The organism is Acidobacteriota bacterium (genome assembly GCA_009861545.1).
Classification (GTDB): Bacteria; Acidobacteriota; Vicinamibacteria; order Vicinamibacterales; family UBA8438; genus WTFV01.
Genome location: VXME01000135.1, coordinates 12,875 through 28,577, shown reverse-complemented (window position 1 = coordinate 28,577; position 15,703 = coordinate 12,875). Strand labels below are relative to the sequence as shown.

The following is a 15,703-nucleotide window of genomic DNA, read 5'->3' as shown; positions in this document are numbered from 1 at the left end:
CGCTCGACCTTCATCCTCGAAGGTCTCCCACCCGCGGTCGGACCTGCCGGCAACGACGTCATTCCCGCCGGCGTTTCTGACGGAACCGGAACGAATCGGCCGGGTGGGGAGTGGGTGCGTGCTCGATTCTCAAGCGATAGTCCGGCGGATCGAGCGCCGGCGCGACGTCGTGCAGGATGGTCGCCATCGTGAGCACGATCTGCGTTTCGGCAAACCCGTTGCCCAGGCAGCGGTGTACTCCCAGGCCGAAGGGGGCGTACGCCCCTGGCGCGCGGTGCTCCGCCCGAGCTGCCGTGTAGCGCTCGATGTCGAACCGCTCCGGATCCGGAAAGCAGTCGGGCAGGCGGTGCGGCACCGTGCTGCCGATGATGACGCGCGTGCCGGCCGGGATCGCGTAGCCTTCGAAATCGAACGCGTTGGTCACGGTGCGGGTCAGCGCGGGAGCGACCGGATGCATGCGCAGCGTTTCCATGGCGACGCGGTGCGTGACGTCCAGCGCCCGCAGGCCCCCGGCCGTCGGTTCTCCCGGAGCAGCGAAGAACGCATCCGCCTCGGCGGTCATGCGCTCGCGCAGATCCGGATGCCTCAGCGTCTCGTAGAGCATGAAGGCCAAGACGTTCGCCGCGGTATCGATCCCGGCGAAGAAGGGCCCCAGAACCGAAATGACGAGATCGACTTCCGGCATGAACACGGGGTCCGTACGGTGCAGGTCGAGCAGATCGTCGATCATGTCCGGGTCCCGGCCGCCGCGTCCTTCCGGTTCGTGGTCGGCCAGCACCTTCCGGTACAGCTCGTTCAGCCGCCTGCGGGCGCGTTGGACGCGGGGGCGCCTCATCAGCAGGCCGGGGCGGTGGTGCGTCATGCGGGCCTTCAGCAGCGCGGTGAAGAACAGAATCAGATCGTCGAGGTAGCCCTGGGCCGACACGCCGGCGATCAGGGTGCAGATCTGTTCGGTGACGATGCGCTGAAACGCGTAGTGGCCGGCAATGGGCCGGTCCACCGGCCAGCCGGCGATTTCCTGTCGGACGACGCCGATTGCCTCTGCCAGTCGGCTCTCGATCCGCCCGCGGGAATAACCCCTGGCCTGCACCTTCCGCAGACGCAGATGATCGGCGCCATCCATGCTGATCAGCGAGCGCATCGAGCCGAATTCGGCGTTGAAGTCCACCCATCCCTCGAACGAACGGAAATGCGTCCTGCCCGCGGCGTTCATGAACAGGTTGGCCTGCGGGCCGGCAAGTACCACGTAGTGGCGATGGAATGCCCGCACCCGAAATACGGGACCCATCCTGAGATACTGGTCCGTGAGAAAGGCGCTCACATCGCCGGCCATCCGAAACGCGTTTCCGACCATCGGCAATCCCCGTGCGATCGGTATCTCTCCCAGCGGACGGACGGAGACGGAAGGGCACGCGGGAGCTTCGTGGTCCCGGATGGCCGCGGTAACCGCCCGGCCAATCAGGTCCATCCGTCGCAGCAGCTCCACCCGTTCCCTTGTGCGGGCCTGCTCCGAGCGCGACAGCAGCGCCTCGAAGATCCCGCACGCGTCGGCCAGACAGATGATCGCTATGTCGCGCGGGTCGGGGACGTCGTCCTCGAAGAGTATGCGCATCACGCGCAAGCGGACGTCATCGATGGACTTGCCGTCGATGGCCGGGTAGCGGCGGGAACGCGCTACGCGGGAGGACAGAAAGAAGAGCCCCGGGACATCGTCCTCGATGATGCCGCGCTCTATCAGCCTCGCGAGCGCGGCGTCGTGGATGTCGTCGGCGCGCCGGGACGTGCGCTCGATCCAGTACCCGGTGTCGTACGTCCGGGATGCCCGCGCGATGTCGGCCAGCGTGGGATCGAGGAGCCCGTCTTCGAGCGGTGCCGGATCGACGAGCACGAGCTTTTCGAGGTCCGTGTCTATGCGTTCCTCCAGGGCCAGATCCATCAATACCGCGCCGGCGAGCACGGTGCTGAACGTGTGTCGCGGGAGACTGGGAGGGACGGTCTCGCCACGCTCTTCGTCGAGCAGCAACAGGCTGATTTCTTCGGCGAATCTCAACATGCTCTACAAGGGTGTGAGCGTCCTGGCTCAGTCTCATGGAGCGTTGGTTCGCGAAGCACCCGCATCACATACTACGGAATCATCCGGCTCGGAATCTCCCTTCAAACGAAGGGAATTTATTACCCGCCAGGTGGATTGGCCTGAGCACATTCCACCCACTTGTTTCCTCGGGATTCCGGGCCGCAGCCGTCAAATTCCCTCCGTTTGGAGGGGCGACAGTTCCCGACCGGGTCGGCTATGCTGGTCTGTTGCCGCGGTGTTGCTCGTGAAAGCCGGTGTCTTCGTCAGCCTCACTACCGGCTGCCCGAGTCGCGGCCAGCGGAATCGTCACTCCCCTGCCTCATCTTGCAGATACCGACCTCGAGACGCGGCGGCTCGGCGATGGGGCCGTTCTTCCTCCTTCGGAGCCGGCTGTCACCGGTTCTGCTTGCCTGTCTTTGCAGCAGTTGCGCGCTCGCGCCCCGGCCGGCGCTGCCGGAACTGACGGGCCAGCCGGTCACGGAGCTGCCCGGAAGCTTCGCTGCCACCGCCGCGTCGGGCAACCACGAACCGCTGGAATGGTGGCGGGCGTTCAACGATCCGGTGCTCGACGAGGTCGTCGGGTCGGTGTTGGAATCCAACTTCGACATGGCGGAGTCGGTGGCCCGGGTGCAACAGGCCAGGGTGCGGGCCCGCCTGACCGAAGCTGCGGTGCTGCCGGTCGTCCGCGCCGGCGCGGGCGCCGACAGCTTCGACGTGCCCATCAACGCCGGCATCGGCGCGCAACTTGGGGAGCTGGGTCTGGACGAAGCGTTCGGGGGCGCGGACGGGGGGTTCACGTGGCCCGAGCGGATAGGGCTCACCACGTACTCGTTGTACGCGGACTTCGCGTACGAGCTCGATTTCTGGGGTCGCGTCCGGCACGCGTCGCTCGCGGCGGGAGCGGATCTGAGGGCCTCGGAGTCGGATGCGCACGCGGCGCGAATCGGAGTCCTGACCGAGACCATCACGGCGTACTTCGACATCGTCGACTCTCGGCGGCAGATCGCAATCGCCGCTGAGATGGTGTCCACCCTGGAGGAGCGCGAGCACCTGGCGGAGACCCGCTACGACCGTGGACTGACCGATTCACTGGACCTGTATCGGGTGCGGCAGGACCTGCGCGACACGCAGGCCCGCCTGCCGCAACTCGATGCCGGACTTGCCGCCGCGGAAGCCCGTCTCGCCGTGCTCCTGGGCGGCTATCGGGAAGACGTGGCCGAGTTGCTTCCCGATTCACTCTCGCCTGAGCAGATCGCCGACCCGGTGCCGGCAGGCGTACCGGCGGACCTCCTGGTGCAGCGGCCGGACGTACGGACCGCGGGACTCCGGTTGGAAGCCGCGGCCCACGACATCGAGGCGCGACGCGCGGAACTGATGCCGTCGCTTTCGCTATCCGGGTCTGTAGGACTCCAGACAACGGACATCGGCGGGCTCTTCAACGTCCAGCAGTGGTTCGGCAACCTGGTGTCGAACTTGCTCGCGCCGGTCTTCGACGGCGATCGCCTCGCGGACAACGTCGCTCTGGCACACGCCCGCTTCAACGAGCTCGCGGCCGCGTACGGGCGCACGGTGGTGACGGCCGTGAACGAGGTCGAGTCGGCGCTGGCCGGGCTGCGGAGCGAGAACCTGCGCCATGCCCTGCTGTCCGCCCGGCGGGAGGAGGCGCGGGAGTCCCTCGCACTGCGATCGCAGCGGTACCAATCGGGGGTGGGCGGCTACGCCGACTTCCTGGACGCGTTGCGCACACGGCTGACCGTCGAGTCGGCTCTCTCGGACTCGGCGCGCAGTCTGGCCCTGGCCCGCCTCGCCGTCCACCGCGCGCTGGGCGGCTCCTGGACCCGCCCGCAGACCGCGCCTGCACCGCTGATGGCGACCTCCGATCCGGAGGAGTAGTCGGAGGGATCCATGAGCCGCCGGGTTGGCTACGTCGTCGCCGCCGCAATCCTCACAGGTTCCCTGGCCCTGGCCAACCTCATGGTCTCGCTACGGCCCGAGCCGGCCCGCCGGGAGCCGCCCTCGCGAGTTCCCTTCGCCATCACCGAGCCCGTGGCGGCCGCCGCCGGAGCAATCCCCGTCCACGGGGCCGGCACGGTGCGGCCGAGCGCGCAGATCGACGTGGCGGCCGAGATCAGCGGCCGGGTCGTTTGGGTGAGCTCGGTCTTTCAGACCGGCGGCCGGTTTGGCTCGGGCCAGGCGCTCTTCCGCCTCGACGACGCCGGGCACCGTCATCGAGTGGAGCGGGCGCGCGCCGTTGTCGCCGTGCAGGAGGTCGAGCTGCTGAAGGTCGAGGAAGAAGCGCGGATCGCCCGCGACCAGTACGAGCGGTTCCGACGCCGGCAGGCGGCGGATTCACCAGTCGCGGACACCGGCCCGTTGGCGCTATGGGAACCGCAGTTGCGGGCGGCGCAAGCCGCGGTGGACCGGGATCGCACCGCACTGGCCGAAGCCGAGCTGGGACTCTCCCGGACCGTCGTACGCGCCCCGTTTGCCGGCGTCGTGCGGGCCGAGTCGGTGGACGTCGGGCAGTTCGTGACGGCGGGCGAACCGGTGGGGCAGCTCTTTGCCGCCGACGCGGTGGAAGTGGTAGTCCCGCTCTCCGACGCCGACGCGGCGCTCATCCCGGGCCTGTGGGACCTGCGGCCGGGAGATGCCGATCGGCGGGTCACCGCTCGCGTCGTCGCCGACTACGGCAACGCGAGCCATGCGTGGGCGGGCTACGTAGATCGAGTCGAGGCGGCGCTCGACGAGCAGACGCGAACGCTGGACGTTGTCGTGCACGTGCCGACGCCGTTCGCGGGCGGCGTCCCGGTACAGCGCACGGGTCGCCCCGAAACCGATCCGGTCGCCGGCGCCGACGAGGTTCGCAGCCCGCCCCTGCTCGTGGGCAAGTTCGTGGAAGTGCGCATCGACGGCCTCGCTCCCGAGCGCTACTTCCAGGTGCGCAGGTCGGCGCTCAGGCCCGGGAACGAAGTCTGGGCAGTGCGCGATGGCGTGCTGACCATCGTTCCCGTTCGTGTCCTGCAGCGCTCCGATGACAGCATCTACGTCACAGGCACTCTGACCGCGGGCCAGCCGCTCGTCGTCGGCGGGATCGAGATCGCGACCGAAGGCATGGCCGTTCGGACAGCGGCGGAAGTGGACCACTGAGGGCCGATCTGCCGGTCCGACACCCGGGGCTGCGGGACGCCGAGCCGCTCGGCGATCCGCGGTACTCGCGCCGACCGCCAGGCTCGCAAGCTCGACGGTACTCAGGTCGATTGGGCCAACCGGCGGTATTCGCCGAACGAAATCAGCTTGCCGCCCCGTTCGTCCCAGAGCGCCAGATTCAGCGCCTTGAACCCGTTCCGCAACGTGATTCGGTGGGCGGACCACAGTTCCGGATTCTCGTCGTGACAGCGCTGCAGGCGGTAGTTCGGAATGCGGGTACTCAGATGGTGCACGTGATGCAGACCGATACTGGCGGTCAGCCATTGCAGCGGTTTCGGGAGCGCGAGCCAGGACGCGCCCTGCAACCCGGCGTCGAAGTAGTCCCACGCGCCGAACCGGTGCCAGTAGGCGTCCTCGAACTGATGCTGCGTATGGGTGAGCCAGCCGGCGAACGCGCCCCCGTACAGCATGATCATGCCCTGGATTATCAGGATCTGTTCCAGGCGTTCGACGCCGACGACAAGCCAGATGCCCACCAGCACCGCGGCCAGGGCGGCGTTGGTCCCCCATACCGACCGCCATTCCCGGGTCCAGGAACGCGGCATGCCCCAGGGAAAGCGATGCACGACGACGAACTGCAGTGGAGTCAGGACGCCCATCAACACGAACGGGTTGCGAATCAGGCGGTACCCGAGCCGGCGCCACCATCCCAGCGCGGTGTACTCGGCGACCGTGAGCGTGGGTATGTCACCGCCGGCGCGCCTGTCGAGGTTGCCCGAGTGTGCGTGGTGCGCTACGTGAATCCGCTTCAAGTAGTCGTAGGGCGTGAGGGACAGCATCGCGACTACGGTGCCTACGGCGTTGCACACGCGTTGCGACGTGAAGTAGGAACCGTGGCTGCAGTCGTGCTGAATGATGATCAGCCGCACCATCAGACCCGCGGCAGGCAATGCGACGGTCGCGGTCGCCCAGTAGCCGACCTCCACGCTCCGGAGCAGTAGGGCCCACGCGGCGCCGTACAAGAGCAGGGTGACGGCAAGCTGCAGCAAACTGCGACGGTTGTCCGGCCTCTCGTAGGGCGTCAGAATCGCTCTCCAGCGTTCCTGCGAGACCGCCTTGCGGATCAGCAGATCGAGGGCGCCGGGGATCGCGGCGGCGGACTTGGGGGCCACTCTTGCTCCTGAACTCCCATGGACAAGCGTGTTGGCAGCTTGGCATATCGCTCATGGCCACGCAAGAAACATGGACGCCGGCCACGTTGCCCTGTCGCCGTTGGTTCGGACGTCGCCATGCGGCGGAGACATGTCGATCGAGGACGGCGTCGGGTACTCGCCGCGTGCCCGTGAGGCACGGCCGGCTTCAGTCGGACCGCAGCGCCTCCACCGGATCGATCCCGGCCGCCCGGCGCGCCGGGCCGACGCAGGCGACGACCGTCGCCGCCGCCAGCACCGCCAGCACCATCGCCAGCGTCACGGGGTCGCGGGGAGACGTCTGCACCAGCAGGCTCTCGATCAGGCGGCCGACCGCGAACGCGCCGGCCGATCCCGCGATCAGCCCGGCCCCCACCTGCGCGAGCCCGCGGCGCAGAACGACCCAGATCACCTGTCCGGGCGGCGCGCCGAGCGCCATGCGGATGCCGATCTCCTGCGTCCGTTGCGTCACCGAGTACGCCGTGACCGCGTAGATCCCGACCGCCGAGAGGACCAGCGCGATCGCCGCAAAGATGCCGAACAGGCCGCTGAAGAGCAGGTACGTCCAGCGCACGTCCCGGAGCCGGGCCGACATCGACTGGGCGCCGAACACCGGCAGTTCGGGGTCGACGCCCCGCACCGCCGCGCGAAGCTGCGGGACGAACGCGGCAGGCTCGCCCGCCGTCAGAAGTTGCAGGGCGAGCGACCACTGCGGCGCGGCCGGGCTGCCGGTGTAGAGCCGATAAGGCAGGTAGACGACCGGATCGGGGTCGGGCTCCCGCAGGGCGGCCTGCCGAATGCTCGGGCTCACGCCGACGATCGTCAGCCACGGGCTGGCCGGGTCGTCCCGCGCCTGCAGGCGGATCCGCCGCCCGAGAGGGTCCTCGCCGGGAAAGAACCGGGCGGCGAAACGCGCGTTCACCACCACCGACTCCGCCCCGGCGCGGCCGTCCTCCAGCGTCAGCGCGCGCCCCCGCGACAGCGAGACGCCGAGCGACTCCAGATACCGGGCGCCGACGCTCAGCGTCGTCACGGTGGGTGCGAGCCCCCCGTCAGACGACGGACGCCCGTCGATATCGAGCGACCGCTGCAACCCGCCGAAGAGAGGGAGAGTGGTGGCGACGCTCGCTGCGCGAATCCCGGGCATCGCGTCCAGGCGCCGCTGGAGCTGCTCGACGAACCGGAGCCGATCCGCCGGTTCGGGGTACTTCCGGGCGACCAGCGTGACTTGTCCGGTCAGCACTCGAGCGGAGTCGAACCCGAGATCGATCCAGTAGAACTCCTGAAAGCTGCGGATCATCAGGCCCGCGCCCGCCAGCAGGACAACCGCGAGCGCCACCTCGACGACCACCATCGCCGCGGTCAGGCGGCGTGCGCGCACCCCGCCGGCGCCGGTGCGCCCGCCTTCCCGCAGCAGCTCGCCGAGCGGCGTCTTCGAGACGTGCAGCGCCGGCGCGAGCCCGAAGAGCACGCTCGAGCCGACGCACGCGAGGGCGAGGAACGCGACGACCGCGCCGTCGAGGTGGAAGGTCATCCAGAACGGCTTGCCGATGTCGCGTGTGGCGACGTCCAGCAGGCGAATGCCGGCGGCCGACAGCCCAAGGCCGGCGGCGCTGCCCGCCGCGCCGAGCGCGAGGCTCTCCGTCAACAACTGGCGGACGATCCGCCACCGCGTGGCGCCCTGCGCGACCCGGATGGCCACCTCGCGCGCCCGCTGCGCCGAGCGTGCAATCAGCAGGTTGGCAACGTTGGCGCAGGCGATGAGCAGAACGAACGCCACCACGCCCATCAACGTCAAGACACTCAGCTTGATGCTGGCGGGGTTCGCCCAGTCGTTGAACGTCTGGACCACGGCGTCCGTGTGCTCGTTCGTGTCGGGATACTGCTGGCGGAGCCGACCCGCCAGCGCGCGCATCTCGGCATCCGCCGCGTCGAGATCGACGCCCGGAGCCAGCCGGCCGACGGTCGCCAGCACCCGGTTGTCGCGGCGGTCCAGAGCAGCGGTCGGCTGCAAAGGCTGCCAGGTATCCGCGTTCAGCGGGAACCGCATCCCTTCCGGCATGACGCCGACGACCATGGACGGCTCGTCGTTGACCCGCACCACCCGGCCGAGCACGCCGGGATCGCCCGCGTAGCGGTCCTGCCACACGTGGTGGCTCAGGATGATGGTTCGCTCCGCGCCCCGTTCCCCTTCCTCGGGCCGGAAGTCCCGGCCGAGCAGCACCGGTTGGCCGAGCAGGCGGAACGTGTTCGGTGTGACCAGCGATCCGTTGACCCGCTCGGGAGGGCGGCCGGCGTCGCTCAGGTTCGCGGTCCCGCCGGCCGTGAAGGCGGCCAGTCCGCTGAACGAGGCGGCCGCGGCCCGATAGTCATCGAAGTCCCGAAGCGAGACACCCCCGGTCTGTCCGCTGTCGCCGTCGCGTGACGAGACGCTGATGATCCGTCCGGGCTCGTCGAACGGCAGGCCGCGGATGAACGCGGCATGGACGATCGCGAAGACGGTGGCGTTGGCGCCGATGCCGAGCCCGAGCGCCGCCGCCGCCATGACGCTGAGCGACCGGTCCTGCACCAGACGCCGAAGAGCGTGCCGGAGATCCTGCCACAACATCACGTACCCACGATGATGAGTCGCTGACGCTCTATCGGAGCGACCTCTGCATGGCTTCGATGCAGAACGCCGTGGTCATCGCTTCGGAGGCGAAGCCGCGCGGCGGCAGCACGTGCAACGGACCCTCGTTGGCCGCCACCCAGTCGGCCCATCCGGGTGGTTCCTTCCAGGCCACACACGGCCGCCAGCTTCCGTCGCGACGTTGGGCCTCGATCAGCCTCCCGACGACCGCGCCCAGCACGCCTTCGTCGAGATCGAAGGCGAGCATGTCGAGCGCCGACAGCGCCTGCGCCGTACGCATGGGGTCGCCGAACCCGCCGTCGGCGCCGAGGCGCTCCAGGATGCGGCTCGCCAGGGTCGGACGCAGCTCGCCGAGGATGCCGTCGCGGAAGCGGCTCGCGCGCGCCAGCGCGAAATGGAGATCCACGGGCTCGATGTAGTACGGCGAGGCGTCGGCCTCGCGCCGCTCCGCGACCACGGCTTCGATCCAGCGCTGCGCCGCTTGCGTCTCGGCGTGGTCTCCCATGTACGCGAGCACGTTGGCGTTCACCACGGCGTCGACCTCGTTGTCGAGTCCGCGCGGCCAATCGTCGCCCGGCATCCACAGGACGAACCGACCGTCGCCGTCGCGATGCGCCAGGAGCACGTCGAGATTCCGACCCCAAAGGCTGCCCATGCGGAGCCACGGGTGCGGACCCACCGCCAGCGCACAGATCGCCGTATCGTCGACGGACGGAGGCAGGCTCGGGTAACTCCATACGCCGGGGTACTGCATACGGCTTCTGATGAACTCGCGCGTCCGCGCGACCAGTGCCCGGGCTCCGGGATGGTGGCAGGCGTCGAGCGCGAGGGATCCGAGCGCGGCCGCGAAGGGCGGATACTCGCGGTGCCGGGCGCCGACGAGGCCAGTATTGTCGTATCGCCAGCAGGGCCAGCTCCCGTTCGGCGCCACGACGCTCTCCAGGAAGTCGAGGCCGCGCTCGACCGCCGCCCGCGCGGCTTGCCGCAACCGTTCGTCCACCCCGTCTCCTCGTAGCCTGCCTCATGCCGGCTGCGCCGGCCGATAGCGGATGAAACCCGAATCGAGTATGCCGCGCGGGTCGAACGCCGCCTTGCAATCCACGACCCGCGGCCACAGGTCGCCGAAGTGCGCGCGCCACTGCTCGTGGTCGTAGTCGATCCAGCCGGACAGGTAGCGCTTGCCGCCCATCGTCGTCAACCGCCGGCCGGCCGCCTCCAGACCCGGCAGCAACCGTGGCAGCGCCGCCGGCTTGACGGCGGGCAGAATGGCGAATCCCATCAGCAGTTCGCCGGCGGGAAGCGCGAGCATGGGGGCGCCGAAGCGGTCGCGGCGCGCCGCCCACAGGAGCACGGCCGTGTCGGTCGGCAATGCTGACGGCAGGCCGGCCAGTACTTCCGCGACGCAGCGCCCGGCGTTGCGCCAGGGAAGGATCCCCTCGATCCACGGATGCGCCAGACGCCGGTCCGCTCGGTCCCCGGGCCCCAACCGATCCGGGCCGAAGGGCACATCTCGGGCCGAGCCATCTTCCGCGCCCAGAAGCCGGCCGCCGTGCAGGCCGGCGAGGGCCCGGTCGGAGTCGCACTCGCCGTCGAACTCGGTCGTCAGGCTCATGACGTAGCGTCTCTCCGCGAACGGCGACCCGCGCGCCAGCAGACGCTCGAGCCCCATCGCGCGAGGAAGGCAAGTGGAGGCGATGTACTCGAAGCGGTCGTCGGAAACGACTTGCTGCTGGTCCTGCATGAGCGCTTCGATGTCGTCGTAGGCCAGGAAGAAGGTGCGCACATCGGGCAGCGCTCTGCGCAATCGGATTCGTGCCTCCGTAATCACCGCGAACTGGCCCAGCCCGCATCGCACGCAGTCGAACAGCGCCGGGTTCTCCGTTCGCGAGCAACGCAACTGTCGGGCGTCTCCGGTCACCGCGACGAGCTCGTCGACGTTGTCCGTCTGCGCGCCGTAACGATGCGAAGAGGCGCCGAGGCCACCCGTGGACAGCGTGCCGCCGACGGTGACGTCCAGGCTCGTCGTCAGTACCGGCGGGAGATAGCCCCGGGCCTGGACGTGGCGGACGAGCCTGCGCCACGTCGCTCCTGCCTGAACGCGAACCGCGCCGTCCCGGATCTCGCCGATGCGGTCGAGGCCGGTCAGGTCGAGCAGGATGCCGCCGTCGGTCAGCGACTGCCCGGCCTGGGAGTGACCCGCGCCGCGAACGGCTACGGGGCAGCGCGTGTGACGGGCGAAGTCCAGGGTCCGACGTACGTCCTCCGGCGATTGGGGCGTCACCACCGCACGGGGCAACTTGCGGACCATGCGACCGAAGTCGGTGCTCGCCGCCTCGCGGCCTTCATCGCTTTCGCGCAACGCGACGGCGGTACGCAACGGCGCAATGTCCACAGCCCTAATCGGCGCGTCGGCGTCCTTCACGGCATCGACCAGCGATATAGCCTGTCCGCGGGCCTGGATCGACTCGACAGGGTGAGGCGCCGCGCAGTGGCGGTTGGCATCCGCGGCAAGCCAAGCGTCTCCGACGATCCCGCTACAGATAGTCGAATGTTACTCTGCCTAACGATTGGCTTCGGATAGTCGCGTTAATATCGCGTTCTATAGCATACTATCTCCAAATAATCACAATTGCGCTTGTGCCGTTGTAGTGGCTCAGTGTACAAACAGTGAGGCATTGCTGCTGGCAGATCGAGGCTTGTCAGGAGGTGGATGGATGGCTCAAGAGTTTCAGACCGTGGAGGAGTTTCACGACTACGTGCGAAACAAGGCGGTCGAGAACGAGGAATTCCGGGCTCGTTTGCTGGCCGATCCCAAGGCGGTGATGGAGGCAGAGCTGGATCTGTCCATCCCGGACGACTTCACCATCGAGGTGCACGAGGACAGCGCGACGACCGCGCACCTGGTGCTTCCGCCTTCGGCCGCGCTCGCCGAGGAGGACATGCGCACCGTCGCCGGCGGCGGCGGCTGGTGCTCGCCCGTCTGACCGTCTGGCCGGCGCCGCGGCCGCTCGCTTGACGCCGACGACGCCGGATAGCGAATCGGAAGCGGAGACACGCGACTGGTCGACAGGTCCGAAGCCGGCTCGCGGCTGGACGGCAGTCCATCCTTCGGGAGCCTGCTCGGAGGCATGAGGCGGGTGTTCCCTCCGGCCCTGCTGAGCGGCGGGGGGTATGAGCGTCTTCGCGCGATGGCCGGGCGGTTGCCCATCGGTGTGATCGACCAGCAATTCGGTTTCGAGTTCGCGCTTTGCCGCGAAGCGGCCGAGGCTGACTTTTGCGTGTTTCCCGTCCGCGGCTCCGCCCTTGCCGCGCACTACATCCGCGCCGGCGAAGTGGCGCCGGCCGGTTCGGCCGCGGCCGCTCTCGGCGCCTGTCTCGCCCGGCAGGCGGGCGACCCCGCCTCGTTTCTGTCCCGCAAGGAGGGCGCCGTCGTCCTCGAGTACGACGTACCGGAGGTCCTGCCGGAGGAACCGGCGCCGCCGGGCATCTTCTTCGTGCCCGGCACCCCTTCGGAAGGCGCCGCGCGGGGACTCCACGACGATCCGGCAGCCACCGTCGCCGCACTGTGGGCCGCGGCCGGCTGGCGCGCCGACGCCGCGGAGCTGCGGCAGGTCGAGCGCGTGTGCGAGGCCCTTTCCGGCACGAGCCACGTCGGCCAGGCGGGCGTGATGCCGGCGCGGCGGCGCGCCGTGCGCCTCGTCGTGCATCGCATCGACACTGCCGAGCTTCCCGGCCTGCTCGAACGACTGCGTTGGCCGGGCCCTCCCGCCGCGGCCATGTCCGTAGTGAGGGACACGAGCGAGCTCACCCGACCCGGGGCCGTGCTCAGCCTCGATGTCACCGCGTGCGGCATCTCGCCCCGCCTGGGGCTGGAGCTGTTTCGTCCCGTGGAGTGGTCTCGCATCGACCGCGCGGGCTGGCTGCCGGTGATCGACCGGCTGGCGGACAAGGGGTGGTGCGTGCCTGCGAAGGCGGAGGGCCTGCGGGCGTGGCCGCGTTCCACGCGGCTGATCGGCCCCGCAGGGGTCTACCGGGTCCACCAGACCATCAACCACATCAAGGTCGTCGTCGCACACGGCCGCGTCGCCGCCAAGGCCTACGCGGCGATGGTCGTCCGTCCCGCCGGGAACTGACGGCGGTGCGGCAGACAGAGGAGAAGCGGAGTTTGCCTGCATTGGACGGCATGAGGGTCCTCGACATGACGCAGTTCGAGGCCGGTCCTGCGTGCACGCAGGCATTGGCGTGGCTGGGCGCCGACGTCGTGAAGGTCGAGATGCCCGGACGCGGCGACCGGGCGCGCGGCGTGGACCGGGCTCGCAACGAGGCGTACGCCCCCTTGTTCTGCGCGTGGAACGCCAACAAGCGAAGCGTGGCGATCGACCTCCGCAAGGACCAGGGCCGCGCACTGTTTCTGCGCCTGGTGCCGACGTTCCACGTGCTCGTGGAGAACTACGGGCCCGGCGTGATGGAGGGTCTCGACATCGACTACGAAGTGCTGCGCGCCGTCAATCCGGGGCTCATCTATGCACGCATCAAGGGGTTCGGCAACCGCGGCCCGTATGCCGGCTTCGCGGTCCAGCAGCCGATCGCACAGGCAGCGGCAGGCGCGTTCTCGATCAACGGCGAACCGCAAGGACCGCCGATGATGCCGGGATCGATGGGCGATGCCGGCGCCGGCGTATACGCGGCGGTGGCCGTGTTGGCGGCCTGGGTGCGGAGGCTGCGCACCGGACGGGGCCAACAAATCGACCTGTCGATGCAGGAGGCCATGACGTTCTTCGTGCGCGGACGCGGCGCCATCGGCTCGCGTTGGGGCGCCCGGGCGGCACCGCGCACCGGTAACGCCGGCGACGTGCCGCCAGGCAATCTCTATCCCTGCAAGCCGTTCGGCCCCAACGACCATGTCTATCTCATGCCGCTGACGGAGCAGCACTGGGAATCGCTGTGCGCGGCCATGGGCCGCCCCGAGCTGCGCGTCGACCTGCGTTTCTACAGCACGCGCTGGCGCATCCAGAATCACCGGGCGCTGCGCGAGGAGATCAGCTCGTGGACGAGGGCGCGGACCAAGCTCGAAGCCATGGAGACCCTGGCCGCGGCCCGCGTGCCTTGCGCCGCGTGCCTGGACACGGCAGAACTGCTGCGCGACAGGCACCTGACCGAGCGCGGTTTCATCGAGGAGCTGGACCTGCCGGTGCACGGCACGGTGCGCGTTCCGGGTTTCGCGCCCCGCATGTCCAGGTCCCGCGTACCGGTGAAGCGCCCGCCGCGCCTGGGAGAGCACACCGACGAACTGCTCGGCGCCGAGCTCGCGTTGGACGATGCGCAACTCGATGCACTGCGAGACGCCGGCGCAATCGGCGGCCCGCCGCGATTCGAGTGACTCGATGGACGGGCGGAGGTGCGAGATGCCGGCACTGGATGGAATGAAGGTCCTCGACATGACCCAGTACGAGGCCGGACCATCCTGTACGCAAATCCTGGCGTGGTTCGGCGCGGACGTGGTCAAGGTCGAGCCGCCCGACCCTGGCGACGGGGCCCGCGTCTTCGGACGCGACGGCTCCAGCGGCTACTCGGCGTTCTTCTGCGCCTGGAACGCGAACAAGCGCAGCCTGGCGGTGGACCTCGGCAGCGGGCAGGGTCGAGAGTTGTTGCTGCGACTGGTGCCGGTGTTCGATGTCTTCGTGGAGAACTACGGTCCGGGCGTGATCGAACGGTTCGATATCGGCTACGAAACGCTCGGCGCCATCCACCCGGGCCTGATTTACGTACGCATCAAGGGTTTCGGCGGCAGCGGCCCCTACGCCGGCTTCCACAGCGTCGATCCGACCGCGCAAGCGGCGGCGGGGGCGTTCTCCGTCAACGGCGAGGCGGCCGGGCCGCCGCTGATGCCCGGTCCGACGATGGCCGATTCGGGTACCGGCCTCCAGGCGGCGATGGCGGTGCTCGCGGCCTGGGCGCAAAGGCAGCGGACCGGTGAAGGGCAGTTGGTCGAGTTGTCGATGCAGGAGGCGGTGACGTACTACCTGCGCTCGCATTTCTTCACCGGCTCGAGGTGGGGCGCGCGGGCGGCGCCGCGCACCGGCAACGCACACGGTCTGCCGCCGGCCGGCCTGTATCCGTGCAAACCGTTCGGCGCCAATGACTACGTCTACCTCCAACCCCTCACCGATGCCCACTGGGACGCCCTGTGCAAGGCCATGGATCGCGCCGACATGCGCAGCGATCCGCGCTTCTACAGCCCGCGCTGGCGCCTGCAGAACGCTGACGCGCTGCGCGAGGAGATCGTTGCCTGGACCCGTGAACGCACCAAGTACGAGGCCATGGAGACCATCGCCGGCGCCGGCGTGCCCTGTTCGGCGTGTCTGGACACGGCCGATCTGCACCGGGACCGGCACTTGGCCGCGCGCGGCTTCATCCACGAACTGAATCTGCCGGTGCATGGCAAGGTACGGATGCTGGGGTTCGCTCCGGGACCTTCGGCATCGTGCGTCTCGATGAAGCGCCCGCCCCGCCTCGGCGAGCACACCGACGAGGTGCTCGACGCGGAGCTGGACCTGAGCACCGCGGAACTCGAGGCGCTGCACGACGCCGGCGTCATCCGGGACGCCGCTCGTCGGTAGCAAGACGACCGACGCCGTCGCGAAGCGCTCCCGCGAGCCCTCC

The 15,703-nt window shown here is 69.2% G+C and carries 11 protein-coding genes; 6 read left to right on the top strand and 5 right to left on the bottom strand.

Annotated features, from left to right (window positions below; genetic code table 11):
* Positions 1–58 precede the first annotated feature (58 nt).
* A complete protein-coding gene (locus tag F4X11_21180) occupies positions 59–2,053 on the bottom strand; it encodes a cytochrome P450 (protein MYN67507.1) in 1,995 nt (664 codons plus the stop codon).
* Positions 2,054–2,290: 237 nt separating this feature from the next.
* Here F4X11_21180 and F4X11_21175 point away from each other — a divergent pair, with 237 nt between their 5' ends.
* Together F4X11_21175 and F4X11_21170 are read left to right on the top strand one after the other, a co-directional pair.
* Positions 2,291–3,967 carry a TolC family protein gene (locus tag F4X11_21175; GenBank protein ID MYN67506.1) on the top strand — a complete coding sequence of 559 codons (1,677 nt, stop codon included), beginning with the start codon at positions 2,291–2,293 and terminating at the stop codon, positions 3,965–3,967.
* Positions 3,968–3,979: 12 nt separating this feature from the next.
* A complete protein-coding gene (locus F4X11_21170; protein ID MYN67505.1) occupies positions 3,980–5,221 on the top strand; it encodes an HlyD family efflux transporter periplasmic adaptor subunit in 1,242 nt (413 codons plus the stop codon).
* A gap of 101 nt (positions 5,222–5,322) precedes the next feature.
* Here F4X11_21170 and F4X11_21165 read toward each other — a convergent pair whose 3' ends face one another.
* From F4X11_21165 to F4X11_21150, 4 genes are all read right to left on the bottom strand, one after another.
* Positions 5,323–6,393 carry a fatty acid desaturase gene (locus tag F4X11_21165; GenBank protein MYN67504.1) on the bottom strand — a complete coding sequence of 357 codons (1,071 nt, stop codon included), beginning with the start codon at positions 6,391–6,393 and terminating at the stop codon, positions 5,323–5,325.
* 187 nt (positions 6,394–6,580) lie between these two features.
* Complete coding sequence (locus F4X11_21160; GenBank protein ID MYN67503.1) at positions 6,581–9,022, bottom strand: ABC transporter permease; 2,442 nt, start codon at positions 9,020–9,022, stop codon at positions 6,581–6,583.
* Positions 9,023–9,050: 28 nt separating this feature from the next.
* Positions 9,051–10,040, bottom strand: a complete 990-nt coding sequence (locus tag F4X11_21155) for a hypothetical protein (protein ID MYN67502.1) — start codon at positions 10,038–10,040, stop codon at positions 9,051–9,053.
* A 21-nt stretch (positions 10,041–10,061) separates the two neighbouring features.
* Positions 10,062–11,417, bottom strand: a complete 1,356-nt coding sequence (locus tag F4X11_21150) for an FAD-binding protein (GenBank protein ID MYN67501.1) — start codon at positions 11,415–11,417, stop codon at positions 10,062–10,064.
* A 337-nt stretch (positions 11,418–11,754) separates the two neighbouring features.
* On the opposite strand from F4X11_21150, the gene F4X11_21145 reads away from it, so the two are divergent.
* From F4X11_21145 to F4X11_21130, 4 genes are all read left to right on the top strand, one after another.
* The gene (locus tag F4X11_21145; protein ID MYN67500.1) at positions 11,755–12,024 is read left to right on the top strand and encodes an NHLP leader peptide family natural product precursor; all 270 of its coding nucleotides are present in this window, start codon (positions 11,755–11,757) and stop codon (positions 12,022–12,024) included.
* A gap of 144 nt (positions 12,025–12,168) precedes the next feature.
* Entirely contained in the window at positions 12,169–13,173 is a 1,005-nt protein-coding gene (locus tag F4X11_21140; GenBank protein ID MYN67499.1) for a hypothetical protein, read from the top strand.
* Between the two features lie 32 nt (positions 13,174–13,205).
* On the top strand, positions 13,206–14,420 hold the full coding sequence (locus tag F4X11_21135) for a CoA transferase (protein ID MYN67498.1): 1,215 nt from the start codon (positions 13,206–13,208) through the stop codon (positions 14,418–14,420).
* Positions 14,359–15,660 carry a formyl-CoA transferase gene (locus F4X11_21130; GenBank protein ID MYN67497.1) on the top strand — a complete coding sequence of 434 codons (1,302 nt, stop codon included), beginning with the start codon at positions 14,359–14,361 and terminating at the stop codon, positions 15,658–15,660. Before F4X11_21135 ends, F4X11_21130 begins: the two co-directional genes overlap by 62 nt.
* The last annotated feature ends 43 nt before the right edge of the window (positions 15,661–15,703 follow it).